The organism is Blautia sp. OF03-15BH (genome assembly GCF_003463065.1).
Classification (GTDB): domain Bacteria; phylum Bacillota; class Clostridia; order Lachnospirales; family Lachnospiraceae; genus Limivivens.
The window spans coordinates 74,326-89,389 of sequence record NZ_QSCM01000002.1; the positions used below are offsets into that span (position 1 = coordinate 74,326).

The 15,064-nt window shown below is 48.0% G+C and carries 15 protein-coding genes; 14 read left to right on the forward strand and 1 reads right to left on the reverse strand.

The genetic code is table 11. The features are described from left to right. Positions 1–78 precede the first annotated feature (78 nt). The 12 genes from pta (at position 79) to DXA57_RS03165 (ending at position 13,223) form a co-directional block, all read left to right on the forward strand. Positions 79–1,074 (forward strand): phosphate acetyltransferase, encoded by a 996-nt coding sequence (pta, locus tag DXA57_RS03110; RefSeq protein WP_117764513.1) that lies wholly within the window; start codon positions 79–81, stop codon positions 1,072–1,074. Positions 1,075–1,191: 117 nt separating this feature from the next. Continuing rightward, the gene (locus tag DXA57_RS03115) at positions 1,192–2,385 is read left to right on the forward strand and encodes an acetate/propionate family kinase (RefSeq protein WP_117764515.1); all 1,194 of its coding nucleotides are present in this window, start codon (positions 1,192–1,194) and stop codon (positions 2,383–2,385) included. 85 nt (positions 2,386–2,470) lie between these two features. Continuing rightward, positions 2,471–2,998: a YceD family protein gene (locus tag DXA57_RS03120; RefSeq protein ID WP_117764517.1), complete on the forward strand. Its 528-nt coding sequence runs from the start codon at positions 2,471–2,473 to the stop codon at positions 2,996–2,998. A gap of 3 nt (positions 2,999–3,001) precedes the next feature. Then, positions 3,002–3,184, forward strand: a complete 183-nt coding sequence (gene rpmF, locus DXA57_RS03125; protein WP_117764519.1) for a 50S ribosomal protein L32 — start codon at positions 3,002–3,004, stop codon at positions 3,182–3,184. Positions 3,185–3,353: 169 nt separating this feature from the next. Continuing rightward, entirely contained in the window at positions 3,354–4,256 is a 903-nt protein-coding gene (locus DXA57_RS03130; RefSeq protein ID WP_243005702.1) for a D-alanyl-D-alanine carboxypeptidase family protein, read from the forward strand. Positions 4,257–4,277: 21 nt separating this feature from the next. Continuing rightward, the gene (locus DXA57_RS03135; RefSeq protein ID WP_117764521.1) at positions 4,278–4,889 is read left to right on the forward strand and encodes a glycerol-3-phosphate acyltransferase; all 612 of its coding nucleotides are present in this window, start codon (positions 4,278–4,280) and stop codon (positions 4,887–4,889) included. A gap of 5 nt (positions 4,890–4,894) precedes the next feature. After that, positions 4,895–6,016, forward strand: coding sequence for an MGDG synthase family glycosyltransferase (locus tag DXA57_RS03140; RefSeq protein WP_117764523.1), 1,122 nt, complete (start codon positions 4,895–4,897; stop codon positions 6,014–6,016). Positions 6,017–6,026: 10 nt separating this feature from the next. Beyond that, entirely contained in the window at positions 6,027–7,691 is a 1,665-nt protein-coding gene (locus tag DXA57_RS03145) for an SEL1-like repeat protein (RefSeq protein WP_117764525.1), read from the forward strand. Next, positions 7,660–8,757 carry a M24 family metallopeptidase gene (locus tag DXA57_RS03150; protein ID WP_117764527.1) on the forward strand — a complete coding sequence of 366 codons (1,098 nt, stop codon included), beginning with the start codon at positions 7,660–7,662 and terminating at the stop codon, positions 8,755–8,757. Before DXA57_RS03145 ends, DXA57_RS03150 begins: the two co-directional genes overlap by 32 nt. Before the next feature lie 102 nt (positions 8,758–8,859). Further along, positions 8,860–10,533 carry a M3 family oligoendopeptidase gene (locus DXA57_RS03155; protein ID WP_117764529.1) on the forward strand — a complete coding sequence of 558 codons (1,674 nt, stop codon included), beginning with the start codon at positions 8,860–8,862 and terminating at the stop codon, positions 10,531–10,533. 39 nt (positions 10,534–10,572) lie between these two features. Continuing rightward, the gene (locus tag DXA57_RS03160; protein WP_117764531.1) at positions 10,573–12,582 is read left to right on the forward strand and encodes a M28 family peptidase; all 2,010 of its coding nucleotides are present in this window, start codon (positions 10,573–10,575) and stop codon (positions 12,580–12,582) included. Between the two features lie 8 nt (positions 12,583–12,590). Then, positions 12,591–13,223 (forward strand): GNAT family N-acetyltransferase, encoded by a 633-nt coding sequence (locus DXA57_RS03165; protein ID WP_117764533.1) that lies wholly within the window; start codon positions 12,591–12,593, stop codon positions 13,221–13,223. Between the two features lie 142 nt (positions 13,224–13,365). Here DXA57_RS03165 and DXA57_RS03170 read toward each other — a convergent pair whose 3' ends face one another. Then, positions 13,366–13,605, reverse strand: coding sequence for a hypothetical protein (locus DXA57_RS03170; protein ID WP_117764535.1), 240 nt, complete (start codon positions 13,603–13,605; stop codon positions 13,366–13,368). Between the two features lie 154 nt (positions 13,606–13,759). On the opposite strand from DXA57_RS03170, the gene plsX reads away from it, so the two are divergent. Together plsX and acpP are read left to right on the forward strand one after the other, a co-directional pair. Continuing rightward, positions 13,760–14,785 (forward strand): phosphate acyltransferase PlsX, encoded by a 1,026-nt coding sequence (gene plsX, locus DXA57_RS03175; RefSeq protein WP_117764537.1) that lies wholly within the window; start codon positions 13,760–13,762, stop codon positions 14,783–14,785. Between the two features lie 5 nt (positions 14,786–14,790). Continuing rightward, complete coding sequence (gene acpP / locus DXA57_RS03180; RefSeq protein WP_117764539.1) at positions 14,791–15,021, forward strand: acyl carrier protein; 231 nt, start codon at positions 14,791–14,793, stop codon at positions 15,019–15,021. Positions 15,022–15,064 lie beyond the last annotated feature (43 nt).

The following is a 15,064-nucleotide window of genomic DNA, read 5'->3' on the forward strand; positions in this document are numbered from 1 at the left end:
GAATGTAGCGATATAATAAAAAATGATATGTGGCTGGAAAAGTAGGCCTTTTATTATCTACGAAAGGAGTCAAGAATCATGGGATTTATTGACGTAATCAAAGAAAGAGCAAAAGCAAATAAGAAAACGATCGTTCTGCCGGAGACCGAAGACCGCAGAACCTATGAAGCTGCTGCACAGATCCTGAAAGAGGGAATCGCAAACATCGTTTTGGTCGGCAGCGAGGAAGCAGTAAAGAAAGGCAGCGAAGGACTGGATATCAGCGGCGCAGTTGTCGTTGACCCGGCTACCTCTGAGAAGACTCAGAAATATATTGACAAGCTCGTTGAGCTGAGACAGAAAAAAGGAATGACTCCGGAGCAGGCAAAAGAGATCCTTCTCAATCAGTACCTGTACTACGGTGTTATGATGGTTAAAATGGGAGACGCTGACGGAATGGTTTCCGGTGCCTGCCATTCTACCGCAGATACCTTACGTCCCTGCCTGCAGATCCTGAAGACCAAACCGGGAACCAAACTGGTATCCGCTTTCTTCCTGATGGTTGTTCCGAATTGCGAGTACGGTGCAAACGGAACCTTCATCTTCGCAGATTCCGGTCTGAACCAGAATCCGAATCCGGAAGAGCTGGCAGCGATCGCAGGTTCTTCTGCCGAGTCCTTCAAACTCCTCGTACAGGAGGAGCCGGTTGTGGCAATGCTGAGCCATTCTACCAAGGGCTCTGCAAAACATGCAGATGTAGACAAAGTCGTAGAGGCTACCAAGATCGCAAAAGAGTCCTATCCGGATCTCAAACTGGACGGAGAGTTCCAGCTTGATGCTGCGATCGTTCCGAGCGTAGGCGCAAGCAAAGCTCCGGGCAGTTCTGTAGCAGGTCAGGCCAACGTTCTGATCTTCCCGGATCTGGATGCCGGAAACATCGGCTACAAGCTGACTCAGAGACTGGCAAAGGCTGAAGCATACGGACCTGTTACCCAGGGTATTGCAAAACCGGTCAACGATCTGTCCCGCGGATGCTCTGCTGAGGACATCGTAGGCGTTGTTGCGATCACCGCTGTACAGTGCCAGGCTGAGTAAGTCAGACGTTTTGTGAGAGACAGCAGCTGCCCGGGGGAGGGATATCTGCTGTCAGTATAGGAGAGAGTGCGTCAGGTAAATGGCGCACTCCCTTGTGTTCATATGGAGGATAAAAAGATGAATGTATTAGTAATTAACTGCGGAAGTTCTTCCCTGAAATATCAGCTGATCAATTCTGATACAGAGGATGTTCTGGCAAAAGGTCTTTGTGAGCGTATCGGTATCGACGGCCGTCTGGTATACCAGAAAGCCGGCTGTGACAAAGAGATCACAGAAGCTCCCATGCCTACTCACAAAGAGGCGATCCAGATGGTCCTGGATGCCCTGACCAATGAGAAGACCGGTGCGATCGCTTCCCTGAAAGAGGTAAATGCAGTTGGTCATCGTGTAGTACACGGCGGAGAGAAATTCGCTTCTTCCTGCATCATCACAGATGAAGTGATCAAAGCAGTAGAAGAGTGCAACGATCTGGCACCGCTTCATAACCCGGCAAACCTCATTGGTATCAATGTCTGCTCCGAGCTGATGCCCGGTGTTCCGCAGGTAGCTGTATTTGATACCGCTTTCCATCAGACAATGCCGCCGAAAGCATACCTCTATGGTCTGCCTCTGGACTACTACAAAAATTACAAAGTAAGAAGATATGGTTTCCACGGAACCTCTCACAGCTTTGTTTCCAAACGTGCTGTTGAGTTCCTGGGACTTGACAAGGACAACTCTAAAGTGATCGTCTGCCATCTGGGTAACGGTTCTTCCATCAGTGCTGTTGTAAACGGCAAATGTGTAGATACCACCATGGGTCTTACTCCGCTGGAAGGCGTGGTAATGGGAACCCGTTCCGGTAACATCGATCCGGCTATCATGGAGTTCATCGCCAAGAAAGAAAACCTCGATATCGCAGGTGTTATGAACGTTCTGAATAAGAAATCCGGTCTGTACGGTCTGTCCGGAAATCTTTCCAGTGATTTCCGTGACCTGAATGAGGCTGCTGAGAATGGAAACCAGGATGCAGTCAATGCTCTGGAGGTTCTCTGCTACGGAATCGCTAAATTTGTAGGCGGTTATGTGGCGGCTATGAACGGCGTAGATGCGATCGTATTTACCGCTGGTATCGGTGAGAATGCGATCCCGGTTCGTGAGAAGGTTGTAAGCTATCTTGGTTACCTTGGTGTGGAGCTGGATAAAGAGGAGAACAGTCACAGAGGAGAAGAGAGAGTGATCTCTACCGCTGATTCCAAAGTAAAAGTAGCTGTTATCCCCACCAACGAAGAGCTGGCTATCTGCCGCGATACCGTTGCACTTGTAAAGTAAAAAAACTTGACAAAAAATTGGGAAATCCTGTTGACAAACCGGGACGGTATATGTATAATGGGAAAAGTGTGAATAGGAGATAGAGATGCGAATAGACCTGAACCCTGTGTTAAAGAAAGAAAAGAAAACTTTTACTACAGAAGCAGATCTGGAGATGAACGAGTTTTCATCGAAGCTTGGAACATTTCCTATTGTGAGCAAGACGCCGGTACTCTTGAGTTTGACAAACGAGGGAGAGCGCAAGCTGAACATCAATGGCAAGGTGACATTGGAGATTGTGATACCATGCAGCCGTTGCCTGGAGGATGTGACGGAGGAGTTTGATCTGGATTTCGAAAGGAATGTGGATATGACTCTTTCAGAGTCTGAACGGATGACGGCGCTTGACGAACACAATTATATCGATGGATATGACCTTGATGTGGATAAGCTTGTCTATGGTGAGATTCTGATGAATTGGCCGATGCAGGTATTGTGTAAAGAGGACTGCAAAGGACTCTGCCCCTCCTGTGGCGCAAATCTGAACCTGACGACTTGCGACTGTGATAGCACAGATTTAGATCCAAGAATGGCGAAAATCCGTGATGTCTTTAGCAAATTTAAGGAGGTGTAACACATGTCAATCTGCCCGAAGAATAAATCTTCCAAAGGAAGAAGAGATAAAAGAAGAGCAAACTGGAAAATGGCTGCTCCGAATCTCGTAAAATGCAGCAAATGCGGCGAGCTTATGATGCCTCACCGTGTATGCAAAAACTGCGGTACTTACAATAAGAAAGAGATCATCCCGCAGGAGGACTAATCTGAGTCTGAATCCCTCGGTTCTGTGAAAATGGAACCGGGGGGTTTTTTGCATAAAGAAAACATTTCTTACGGATGTGAGAAAGAAAAGCAGACGTGTAAACTTGACAAAAGCCCGGTGCTGGGATAAGCTGTATAAACAAGAACGTACATACGAGGAGAAGAGAAACTTGAAGAAAAAGAAACGTAAGAAGAAACATGGAAGACCATTTTATACTTTTTCTGTTTTACTGATTGTGCTTCTGTTTGTAGGACTGGCACTGGCAGAGAATATGATCCTGAATCCCAGAATAAAGGTGGATTTAAGTGGCATTGACAGTGAATATGCGATCCTGGTGGATGCAGGAACCGGTTTCAAACTGGCTGGAAAAGCAGAAACAGAAAAAATGTATCCGGCCTCCATGACAAAGATCCTGACGGCGATCCTTGCACTGGAAAAATGTCCGGATCTGGATGAAAGGATGACGGTTCCTTCTGATATTTTTGATTCGATCTATGCAGAACAGGCTTCCACGGCCGGCTTTGAGGCGGGCGAAGAGGTTACGGTGAGGGATCTTTTATATGGTGTCATGCTTCCTTCAGGAGCAGAGTGCTGTCTGACTCTGGCACGCGGTATAGCCGGTTCTGAAGAAGCCTATGCGGAACTGATGAACCAGAAAGCACAGAAGATCGGTATGCGCTCCAGCCATTTTGTAAACTGTACCGGTCTTCACGATGATGAACACTATTCCACGGCGAAGGACATTGCAAAGCTGCTCCGCTATGCGCTGAAAAACGTGGATTTCCGGGCGATTTTTACCAGTCAGAACCATACCATGTCTCCAACAAATGTCCATCCGGATGGGTTTACGGTATATAGTACGATGTTCCGTTCCCTGGGGGACCGGGGGTTTACCGGCGGAATGCTTCTGGGTGGAAAGACGGGAAATACATCCCGTGCGGGTCTTTGCCTGGCAAGTCTTGCTGAGGTAAAAGGAAAAGAATACATTCTGGTAACGGCCAAAGCAGAAGATGCCGGGGATGCCCATGTGACAGATGCCCTGAAGGTATACGGCCAGATCGGAGAACAGTAAAGGAAGGAAGTGCGTCAGAAAATGAAGTATGTGGTATTCAGCCTGTTGGGTTATCTCTCGGGTAGCCTTACTTTTGGGTATCTGATTCCAAGGCTTCTCAAAGGAATCGATGTGCGCACCCTGAGCAGTGACGGAAATCCGGGAACAGCCAATGCCTTTCTTTATGGAGGAGTGCTCTGTGGAATTCTGGTACTTCTGGCAGATCTTGGAAAAGGAGCCTTTCCGGTCTGGCTGGCTGCACGTTATCTGGATCCGGAGGAAAATCTGTTTGGACTGGTGATGGCAGCTCCGGTGATCGGACATGCCTATCCTCTGATCGACCGTTTTGGAAAAGGAGGAAAAGCCATTGCCGTTTCTTTTGGTGTTCTTTTAGGGCTTTATCCGATTTTTTTTCCGGTTGTATTACTGGCTGCTGTTTATCTGTTTTTCACTGGGATCCTTGTGATAAATCCACACAGCCTCCGGACGGGCGTTACATTTCTGGTCTGGTCTGTTCCGGGTGTGCATTTTGCACCGTTTTCTTCTATAAAATATGGTATCATGCTGATCGCGTTTGTGGTGATCCGAAAGCACCTTCCAGAAATCAAAAGGATCCCCAGAGGACAGGCGTGTATTGCATGGAAGAAAGGATAGTTATTATGAAAGCATTGATTTTATCCTGTAATACCGGCGGAGGACATAATGCAGCCGGAGCTGCCCTGAAGGAAATGCTTGAGGAGAGAGGTCACGAGGCAATTCTTCTGGATTATCTGACCCTGGCAGGAAAATGGACTTCTTCTCTGGTGGGGGATCTTTATATTGACGTGGTAAAAAAGGCACCAAGAGTTTTTGGCGCTGCATACAAGCTGGGAATGTTTGTGAGCCGGATGGCAAAAAAATCACCGGTTTATTATGTAAATACTCTTATGGCAAAATATCTGAACCGCTATTTAAAGGAACATCCGGTAGATGTGATCTTTATGCCTCATCTGTATCCGTCGGAGACCATTTCTTATATGAAAAAGAAAGGAATGCCTTTGCCTCTGACTGTGGCAGTCATGACAGATTATACCTGTATTCCCTTCTGGGAGGAAACCTGTTGTGACTATTATATCGTTCCGCATCCGGAACTGATTGAAGAATGTGCCAGAAGAGGGATTCCAAAGGAAAAAATGATCCCCTTCGGGATTCCGGTGCGCAAATGTTTCCGGAATCTGATGGATCAGGAGGAGGCTAAAGAAAAGCTGGGCTTTTCACCGGAAAAGAAGCTTCATCTTCTGATCGGAGGCAGTATGGGAGCCGGCAATCTGGAAAAACTCACCCGGGAGGTCCGTAAGAGAAACGGAGAGGACAGTGTACTGGCTGTGATCTGCGGAAACAATGAAAAAGTCCGTGAACAGTTGGAAAAACGTTTTGAAGGAGATAGTTCTGTTTCAATCATCGGGTATACGGATCAGATGCCTCTTTATATGGCGGTGGCAGATCTTGTTTATACGAAACCGGGAGGACTTACTTCCACGGAAACGGCAGTGGCAGGAAAACCGCTGATCCATACCTTTCCGATCCCGGGCTGTGAGACGGAAAACAGAAAGTTTTTTGCTTCTCATGGCATGTGCATGTATGCCCATTCTCCGTCAGCTCTGGCAAAAACAGGAGTAAAACTTCTGCAGGCACCAGATATTCAGGAGAAAATGAAGAAAGCCCAGCATCGTCATATCAGGGGAGAGGCGGCAGAGGATATCATCCGTTTCGCGGAGCGTCATATCCGCCCCTGGAAGTAAGGAGGAAGAAATGATTTTTGCGTGTACAGATCCTGCCTGCCGTTTTATGGCAGAAGGAGAAAGCGGAGAATTTCCGGTGTGCCCCCGGTGCGGCAGCCTGATGCTGACGGTTCCTGAGGAAAATCTGACCGGAGAACAGTGGGCAGATCTGGGAGTATTCTGGAGCCGTCGGGAGGACGAGGAGACGGGAGACAGAGGTCTTTTCTGCTTTCAGAAAGCTGCAGAGGCCGGCAATGCCTGCGGCATGACGAATCTGGCGATCTATCGGGAGAATGGTTGGGGCGTGCCAAAGGATCTCCGTACGGCAGCCTGGCTTTATGAACAGGCTGCCGAACAGGGATATGTGCCTGCCTTCTATCAGCTTGGCCGTTGTTTTCAGTACGGTCTTGGACGGGAGCGGGATCCGGAGCAGGCTTTTCACTGTTATCTGACGGCGGCAGAGGTCGGTTTTGAACGGGCACAGATGAAAGCAGGTTTTTGTTTTGAAACAGGTTTTGGTACGAAAAAAGATGAGCAGCAGGAATTTTTCTGGTATCAGGCTGCAGCTCTTCAGCATTTTGCTCCGGGAGAGACAGAGCTTGGACGCTGTTATGAATTCGGAAAAGGCGTAGAAGCAGATCCGCAGGTGGCCGTCAGCTGGTACCGGAAGGCTGCCGAACAGGGATATGCGGATGCAGAATGCTGCTATGGTGTCTGCCTGGAACAGGGAAACGGTGTGGAAAAGGATGCAAAGGAGGCCGTTTCCTGGTATCAGAAAGCGGCACTTCATGGTCATGCCACAGGAATGAACAATCTGGGTGTCTGCTATGAACGGGGAGACGGCGTGGAAAAAGATGAGAAAGCGGCTCTGATGTGGTATGAACGGGCGGCAGACCGCGGAAGCAGTTATGGCTGCCGTAATGCAGCCAGATTTTATCAGGATGGGAAGTGTGTTTCTCCGGATGAAAAAAAGACGGCAGAATATCTGGAAAGATGCGCAAGGCTGGGAGACAGTGATGCCATGGTCCGTATCGGCCGGCTTTATGAGCTTGGCAAAGGAGTGGAGAAGGATCCTGAAAAGGCGCTGGACTTTTATCAGGCCGCGGCAGGAAAAGGCAATCCGCTTGGCATGCGCGTCATGGGTGTAGCATTCCGGGATGGCCTGGGTGTCCGGAAAAATGTGGCAAAAGCCCGGTACTGGTTTGAAAAAGCAGCAGAAAAAGGAGATGTTTTTTCTGATATTACAGTGGCTTTCTGCTGCCTTACCGGTATTGCAGGGAAGCCGGATCCAAAGCTGGCGGTCTCCATTTTGAAAAACCGGGCCCGCAGTAAATATGTAGGAAAAGATGGTGAATATGCCATGTATCTTCTGGGCTATTGCTATGAGAAGGGCCTTGCGGTGGAAAAAGACCAGAAACAGGCATTAAAGCTCTATCGAAAGGGAGCAGAGAATCGGAGTGAAGAAGCTCTTTACCGGCTGGCACTCTACTATTCGGAGGAAGCAGAAGAGAAAGACGACGAAAAGGCGGCAGAATACTGCCGGCGTGTCTGTCCGGATCTGAGTTTAAGCCCTTCGGTGCAGTTTCCGGAAAAAGAACTTTCCGAACGGGTGGAGAGTCTGCTGGATAAAATAAAACAAACCATGAAAGAGGAGGATGTTTCAAATGAATTGGAAAAGATACCAAAGAGTCATTGACTCGATGAAGGACGAAGGAATCGGTCAGCTGATCGTTACAGATTCTGTTTCTGTTTATTATCTGACAGGAAAGCTGATCAACTGCATGGAGCGCATGATGGCTCTGTATCTGGATGTGGAAAAAGAAAAACCGCTTCTGGTCATTGGAAAACTGTTTCCGCAGGATGAGGCGGCTCTTGGCTTCCCGGTTGTGTATTTTGATGATACGGATGATGCGGTGGGTGTCCTGGCTTCTCATATGAGAAAAGGCGGCATCATTGGCATCGACAAGACCTGGCCGGCACGCTTTCTTTTGCGTCTGATGGAGCTTGAGATGGGAGATAAATATATCAATGCTTCCTATATCATCGATCATATCCGCCAGGTGAAAACACCGGAAGAGCAGGAAAAAATGCGGGCAGCTTCCCTGGTGAATGATCTGAGCATGGAGGAGCTGATTCCTCTTGTTGCTTCCGGTATGAATGAGGTGGAACTTGGAGAAGAACTTCGAAAGATCTATGTGAAAAACGGAGCAGCAGGTCATTCCTTTGAGCCGATCGTGGGCTTTGGTGACAACGGCGCAGATCCTCATCATGAGTCCGATGAGTCCACCGGAAAATATGGTGACTGCGTGGTTCTGGATATCGGCTGTCTTTTGAATGGTTATTGCTCTGACATGACGAGAACCGTTTTTCTTGGCAAGGCTTCCGATGAAGCGAGAAAGATTTATGAGATCGTAAAAGAAGCAAACCGGAGAGGGATTGAGGCGGTTCGTCCGGGAGCCCGTTTTTCTGATGTGGATCAGGCAGCAAGAAAGTACATTACAGAGATGGGCTATGGCGATGCGTTTACACATCGTACCGGCCATTGCATCGGCATTGAGGTCCATGAGTCTGGTGATGTTTCCTCATCCAATGATGAGATCCTGAAACCGGGTATGACGTTTTCGGTAGAGCCGGGAATTTATGTACCGGGCATTGCCGGTGTCCGCATTGAGGATCTGGTCCTGGTGACAGAGGAAGGTCATGAGGTGCTGAACCATTTTACCAAAGATCTGATCGAGGTTCCTTTTGAAAAAAAGGACTGAAAAGTTCCCTTTTTTGACAGAATTGTGATATGATAAGACAGGGTTTGCGGATCCGGCAGACGGAAAACCCAAAAGAATAAAAAACAGGGGGATTTATGCAACATGAAATATGAAGAGATGCCGTACAGCCGCATTGATTTTGCGGAGGAGACCAAAGCATTAAAAGAACTGATGGAGGAATTTCAGACAGCAAAAAGTGCCGAAGAACAGTTCCGTGTCCATCAGAAGTATTATGAAAGAACGAGACATATCCAGACGGAGATGGCGCTGGCCTCTACAAGAAACAGCCTGGATACCTCAGATACGTTCTATGATCAGGAAAAGGAGTATTACGATCGGGAATATCCGGCTTACAGCAACCTTGCCGTGGAATATGCCAAACTGCTTTTAAAATCGCCGTTTCGCAGGGAACTGGAAGAAAAAATCGGCAGTCCTGCTTTCCGTAATATGGAGCTGGCGGAAAAATCCACCAGCGAGGCCATTATTCCATTAAAGCAGGAAGAGAATGCTCTCGTTACCCGTTATGAGAAAATGATGGCTTCCGCAAAGATCGAGTGGGAAGGCGAGATTTATAATATTTCGCAGATGACCCCCTTCCAGCATTCCAAAGATCGGAAGATCAGGCAGGAAGCAGGAAAAAAAGTGGATGCTTTCTATGCCAGCAAGGAGAAAGAACTGGATGAGATCTATGATGCTTTGGTGAAAAACCGTACGGCTCAGGCAAAAGCCCTGGGATATGAGAATTTTACCGAGCTGGGTTATAACCGGATGATCCGGAACAGTTACCGTCGTCCGGAAGTGGAAAAATTCCGTGACCAGATCAAGAAAGACTGGGTTCCTCTGGCAGAGGAGCTCTGGGAGAACCGCCGGGTACGCCTAGGACTTGACAAATTGTATTTCTGTGATGAAGGCGTCAGCTTCCCGCAGGGAAGTCCGAAACCCGTCGGAAGTTACGAGGACACCCTTCTGGCAGGTCAGAAAATGTACCGGGAGCTTTCTGAGCAGACCGGAGAATTTTTCGATTTTATGCTGGATAACCATCTTCTGCAGGTGCTTCCAGGAGCCAATAAAAAAGTGGGCGGCTATATGACTTATATGCCGGATTTCCATGCTCCCTTCGTATTTGCCAATTTCAATGGAACCAGCGGAGATGTGGATGTTATCACGCATGAGTGCGGTCATGCTTTCCAGGGTTATCTGACAGCAGACGACCCGATCCTGGAGCATGCGGATATCACCATGGAAACAGCAGAGACACATTCTATGTCAATGGAATTTTTCACCAATCCCTGGATGGCTCTGTTCTTCGGAGACCGGGCAGATGATTTCAAGAGATCTCAGGTGGAGGATGCCGTTGCCTTTATCCCATATGGCTGTATGGTGGATGAATTCCAGCATATCGTATACGATCATCCGGAAATGACACCACAAGAGCGGAAAGCGGCATGGAAAGAGCTGGAAAAGGTTTACAAACCGCATCTGGATTTCGGAGAGGAATATCCTTTCTTCGGAAGCGGAAGCTACTGGCAGAGACAGAATCATATTTATGCCGGTCCCTTCTACTATATCGATTACTGTATTGCCCAGACCAGTGCATTCCAGTACCGGATCTGGATGGAAAAAGACTATAAGGCAGCTTTTGAAAGCTACCTGAAATTCAGCAGGGAGTCCGGCTGCGGCTTTTATGCAGAAATGCTGGAGGAAAACGGTCTGAAGAGTCCCTTCAAGGAAGGCACCATTCAGGAGATCGTAAAAGGCATTCGGGAACTGCTGTAAAAAATACGGACTCGAAAGCAGCCCGGGAGGAGATAAAAAATGGCGTGGAAAGAACAGTATATGGAAGCTTTGGATGTGGCGGCTTCCTGCCGCCTTGCCAAGGAGATGGAAGAATACCGCAGCAATCCAAAGCTGGGCTACCGCCCGGCCGGCTCACGGGCTGAATTTGAGACCGGTGAACGACTGAAAAGAGAAATGGAAGCGATGGGGCTTTCCAATGTCCGGAAGGATGAGATCCTGGTGGACGGCTGGGAGTTTGAAAAGGCAGAACTTACATACAAGGATCGGGCGGGGAAAACCTGCCGGGTGATCCTTGGCGCTTATCAGACGGATTTTGTGACGAATGATGAGGAGAGCTTTGATCTTGTTTTCCTGGGAAAAGGGACTGCCAGAGATTACGAAGGAAAAGAAGTACGCGGAAAGTTGGTGGTAGTCGAGATCAACCAGAGAAATGAGTGGTGGATCAACTTTCCGGTCTATCAGGCATATGAAAAGGGGGCAAAAGCGCTCATTGCCGTTCAGACAGGAGGCTATGGCCAGATCGACAAGCAGGCATTAAATGCGCAGGATATTGCAGGCCCCGCAGAAGCACCGGCCTTTTCCATGTCTCAGGAAGACTGGGAGAGGATTCGTGAGTGTCTGGATGAAAAAGGTGAGATCCGGGTAGGCCTGGATGCCCGTTCCGTGGTCATGAAGGATGTGCCCACCTATAATATCGTGGGTGAGATACCGGGAAAACGCCCGGAACGGATGATCCTTCTTTCCGCCCATTATGATTCTTATTTCAGCGGTTTCCAGGATGACAATACGGCCATTGCCATGATGCTCGGAATCGCCAGAGCCTTTCTGAAGATCGGCTATCAGCCGGAAAATACCTGGGTTTTCTGTGCCATGGCAGCGGAAGAGTGGGGGAAGTGTGATACCAAGTATGACTGGTCTACCGGTGCTTACCAGGAGATCTTCAAAGTGCATCCGGACTGGGCGGGTAAAGTCATCGGAAATTTTAATTTTGAGCTTCCAGCTCTTTCCAACGGAAATCTGGACGGTATCCGCAGTACGTATGAGTACCGTGATTTTCTGGAAGAGTGTGTGAAAAAACTTCCTGCTCTGACGCCGGCTTATCTGGAAGGCGTTCGGGTGTCCGCGCCCATTGAGACCTGGTCGGATGACTTTTCTGTAGCCATCGGAGGCATTCCCTCCATGGTCAACGAATTCAGTGCAGGTCCTTTTATGGAGACGCATTATCATTCGCAGTTTGACAGTGACGAGTTCTACGATGAGGCGGTCTATCGTTTTCATCATGAGCTTTACGGGCTGCTTTTGCTGGAACTGGATTCCCAGGCGGTTGTGCCTTTGAACTTTGCGGAAGTTTTTGAAGAAGCAGCCAAGAGCCTGGATGTGATCTACTGCCAGAAAGCCGGAGCCAGGGTAACCACTCTTCTGGAACTTCTGGAAAAAGCCCAGGAGCTTTCAGACGAGATCTATGACCGAATCTGGGATGTGAACGAAGCCTATCTGGCAGGTGAAAAAATGGATCTTGAGAAGATCAGGGAAGCGGAAAAGAAACTTCTCTCTGTATTTAAGATGGAACAGGATCGTTTTGTACGTCTGAACTGGTCAGATGAGGTGCTTTTCCCGGAGGAGGCTGCCCAGAATAATCTTTATTATATCCGTAAAGCTATTCGTTCCCTGAAACGGAAAAATCCGGAAACGGCACTGGAAGCACTCTACGAGATCGACAACAATGCCTATGCATTCCAGTTCAGCCGGAGTGTCTACCAGCATTTTACGGATTATGTTTTCCATCAGGAAGCGGAACGGCTGCAGTGGGGCGCCGGCCGTATCGTCCATCATGAAAACCTGTATGATCTGGTGGAAGGGCTTCTGAAAAAGTACCGTACTGGTAGAACAGATGTCAGGGATGAGATCCTCCGGCTGGAGGCTGTGGAGAAGAGGCAGCAGTCTTATCTGAAGGAGGATGTGGATTACATGATCAAATCCACGGAAAAAATGCTCCTGACCCTTCAGGAAGCAAAACAACTGTTATAGGAGGAATCATGGAAACTGATCGATTATATCGGGTACAGAAGGAGGATCTGCCGGAGCTGGAGAAGCTTCTGACAGCATGCTTCCGGGAAGATCCGCTTTATCAGAAGCTGATACCGGATGATGAAATCCGGGAAAGACTTATGCCGGAGCTTTTTAAATGTGACCTGACAGAGTTTTATGAAACCTGTGAGATCTATGCAGACAGCAAGGAACTGAACAGCCTTCTGGTGGTTTCGGATGAAGCAGAACCATACAATCTGTTTAAATATTATTTTACAGAGATTGAAGCAGTGCTTCGGACAGAGGGCTATCTTCTGAAGGAAGATGCCAGTATGAAAACGTTCTGGAATTTTGTTCTGGGAAGAGATTATCTGAATTCCAACTGGACCGATCAGCTGCATCAGGACAACCGGCTGCATGTGATCTATCTGGCCGTCAGACCCAGTATGCAGCATCACGGACTGGCAGCTTTACTCATGAACGAAGTACTGCACTATGCGGATAAACATCAAATGATGGTGTCACTGGAAACGCACAATCCGAATAATGTGGAATTCTACCAACACCTTGGGTTCAAATTGTATGGTGTGCTGAATAAACACTTTGATCTCAAACAGTATTGTATGATAAGAGAAGTGTAGGTGCCGGTGTCGGTATTACAAAAGCCTGTCAGAAAATAAGAGGAGGAAAACCGGAGCATAAAGCTTCGGTTTTCCTCCTTTTGTTTTCCTGTCCGTGTAAATAAACACTTGCCTGGCGTATGCCATCTCTATACTGGAAAGCTTATGGATTCTGACTGAGAACCTCCGTCAACTTCTGCAAGAGTTCCAGATCAGAACTTTGTACCTTCAGGTTTGTAGAGATCGGCTCTCCGTCCGGCGGAGTAACAGTGATCTCAAGGATGCTTCCCTCCATCAGAGCCTTTTTTCTGGCAGCCCGGATAAACGGAAAGAATTTCGGGTGATTTTTTTCAAAGCGGTTTTTTAAATTTCTCAGTTCGAGAAACTGGGATACGTTAAACATCGTGTTCTCCTTTCGGCTTCATTTGTGCGTTTCTTCCCTCAGAGTCTTTGATTATAGCACAGCCCGCGCTTCATGGCTATGAACTTCTCAAAATTTACTGTTGATTTTTAGAATGATGTCTAGTATATTAGTCATAGTACAAGGAGGATGAATCATGCAGGAACTTGTAAGAGTCGTTGTAGACGCCATGGGCGGAGACAACGCACCGCAGGAAACAGTAAAAGGGGCTGTGGATGCGGTAAACCTCAGGAATGACATCAAGGTGATCCTGACAGGCTGCCAGGAACTGGTAGAAGGAGAGTTATCGAAGTATACCTATCCGAAAGACCGTATTGAAGTGGTAAATGCTTCAGAGGTCATCGAGATGGCAGAGCCGCCGGTGAACGCCATTCGCAAAAAGAAGGATTCTTCTATTGTGGTCGGAATGAATCTTGTGAAAAAGGGCGAGGCAGATGCTTTTGTATCTGCAGGCAGTACCGGAGCCGTTCTGGTAGGCGGACAGGTGATCGTAGGCAGGATCAAAGGCGTGGAGCGTCCGCCCCTTGCACCGCTGATCCCTACAAAGGACGGGGTGGCACTGCTGATCGACTGCGGAGCCAATGTGGATGCCAGACCTTCTCATCTGGTGCAGTTTGCAAAGATGGGGTCGATCTATATGGAGAATGTAGTCGGAGTGAAAAAACCGAGAGTGGGAATCGTTAATATCGGTGCAGAAGAAGAAAAAGGAAATGCACTGGTAAAAGAGACCTTCCCTCTTCTGAAAGCATGTCAGGACATCAATTTTATCGGCAGCGTGGAGGCACGGGATATTCCGGCCGGTGTCTGTGACGTCATTGTCTGTGAGGCTTTTGTCGGCAATGTGATCCTGAAGCTTTATGAAGGTGTCGGAGCTGCTCTGATCAGTAAAGTAAAAACCGGTATGATGCAGAATCTTCGGAGCAAGATCGGGGCACTTCTGGTGAAACCCGCTCTGAAGGCTACACTGAAATCGTTCGATGCCAGTGAGTATGGCGGTGCACCTCTTCTTGGACTGAAGGGGCTTGTGGTGAAGACACACGGAAGTTCCAAAGCCGTGGAGATCACCCATTCTATTATTCAGTGTGTGCAGTTCAAACAGCAGAACATCAATGAAAAAATCAAAGAGCACATATCGGTAAAAGAAGAATTAAGAGAGGATTGAATGTTATGGAATTCGAAAAGTTGAAGAATATTATCGCGGAAGTTTTAAATGTGGATGCAGATGAGATCACGATGGATACCACTTTTGTAGATGACCTGGGTGCAGATTCTCTGGATGTATTCCAGATCATCATGGGAATCGAGGAAGAGTTTGATATCGAGATTCCGTCTGAGGAAGCCGAGAAGATCGTTACTGTAGGCGATGCTGTAGAACAGATCAAAAACGCCGTAAACTAAATTCGGATTACCGCAAAGAGGGGATGTTTCAGACATCCCTTTT

Coding starts and splice junctions, on each gene's coding strand:
- DXA57_RS03140 (WP_117764523.1), top strand. CDS start 4,895: ATGAAAGCATTGATTTTATCCTGTAATACCGGCGGAGGACATAATGCA.
- DXA57_RS03135 (WP_117764521.1), top strand. CDS start 4,278: ATGAAGTATGTGGTATTCAGCCTGTTGGGTTATCTCTCGGGTAGCCTT.
- DXA57_RS03160 (WP_117764531.1), top strand. CDS start 10,573: ATGGCGTGGAAAGAACAGTATATGGAAGCTTTGGATGTGGCGGCTTCC.
- rpmF (WP_117764519.1), top strand. CDS start 3,002: ATGTCAATCTGCCCGAAGAATAAATCTTCCAAAGGAAGAAGAGATAAA.
- DXA57_RS03120 (WP_117764517.1), top strand. CDS start 2,471: ATGCGAATAGACCTGAACCCTGTGTTAAAGAAAGAAAAGAAAACTTTT.
- DXA57_RS03150 (WP_117764527.1), top strand. CDS start 7,660: ATGAATTGGAAAAGATACCAAAGAGTCATTGACTCGATGAAGGACGAA.
- DXA57_RS03155 (WP_117764529.1), top strand. CDS start 8,860: ATGAAATATGAAGAGATGCCGTACAGCCGCATTGATTTTGCGGAGGAG.
- DXA57_RS03115 (WP_117764515.1), top strand. CDS start 1,192: ATGAATGTATTAGTAATTAACTGCGGAAGTTCTTCCCTGAAATATCAG.
- DXA57_RS03170 (WP_117764535.1), bottom strand. CDS start 13,605: ATGTTTAACGTATCCCAGTTTCTCGAACTGAGAAATTTAAAAAACCGC.
- pta (WP_117764513.1), top strand. CDS start 79: ATGGGATTTATTGACGTAATCAAAGAAAGAGCAAAAGCAAATAAGAAA.
- plsX (WP_117764537.1), top strand. CDS start 13,760: ATGCAGGAACTTGTAAGAGTCGTTGTAGACGCCATGGGCGGAGACAAC.
- acpP (WP_117764539.1), top strand. CDS start 14,791: ATGGAATTCGAAAAGTTGAAGAATATTATCGCGGAAGTTTTAAATGTG.
- DXA57_RS03165 (WP_117764533.1), top strand. CDS start 12,591: ATGGAAACTGATCGATTATATCGGGTACAGAAGGAGGATCTGCCGGAG.
- DXA57_RS03145 (WP_117764525.1), top strand. CDS start 6,027: ATGATTTTTGCGTGTACAGATCCTGCCTGCCGTTTTATGGCAGAAGGA.